This window comes from Pectobacterium betavasculorum (assembly GCF_000749845.1).
GTDB lineage: Bacteria > Pseudomonadota > Gammaproteobacteria > Enterobacterales > Enterobacteriaceae > Pectobacterium > Pectobacterium betavasculorum.
Genome location: NZ_JQHM01000068.1, coordinates 1 through 429, shown reverse-complemented (window position 1 = coordinate 429; position 429 = coordinate 1). Strand labels below are relative to the sequence as shown.

The following is a 429-nucleotide window of genomic DNA, read 5'->3' as shown; positions in this document are numbered from 1 at the left end:
TATCCACACCGTAAGCGTGGCTGGTATTGGCGGTGGTGATGTTGCCAGCCGGATCTCGGGTGGTAACAGTCGCACTCACATCACCATTGGCGGCCAGCACAGTTCCCGGCACGTTCACGCTCCAGGTCTTGCCATCGGTATTCACCGTAGTCTGATAGGTCTCGTTACCGACTTTAACGGTAACCGCATCGCCCGCGTTGACGTCATTACCAACCTGACCGGTCACCGCAATCGTCTGACCGGACTCACTGGCGTTAATCACGTTATCGCTGGTGACATCATCAATAGAGATAGAAGCCACCGGCGCAACGGTATCCACACCGTAAGCGTGGCTGGTATTGGCGGTGGTGATGTTGCCAGCCGGATCTCGGGTGGTAACAGTCGCACTCACATCACCATTGGCGGCCAGCACAGTTCCCGGCACGTTCA

The 429-nt window shown here is 56.9% G+C and carries 1 protein-coding gene; it reads right to left on the bottom strand.

Annotated elements, in window-relative coordinates; translation table 11 throughout:
• Positions 1–429 (bottom strand): Ig-like domain-containing protein (locus KP22_RS21130; RefSeq protein ID WP_039326414.1); only part of this gene is annotated, 429 nt, incomplete at both ends.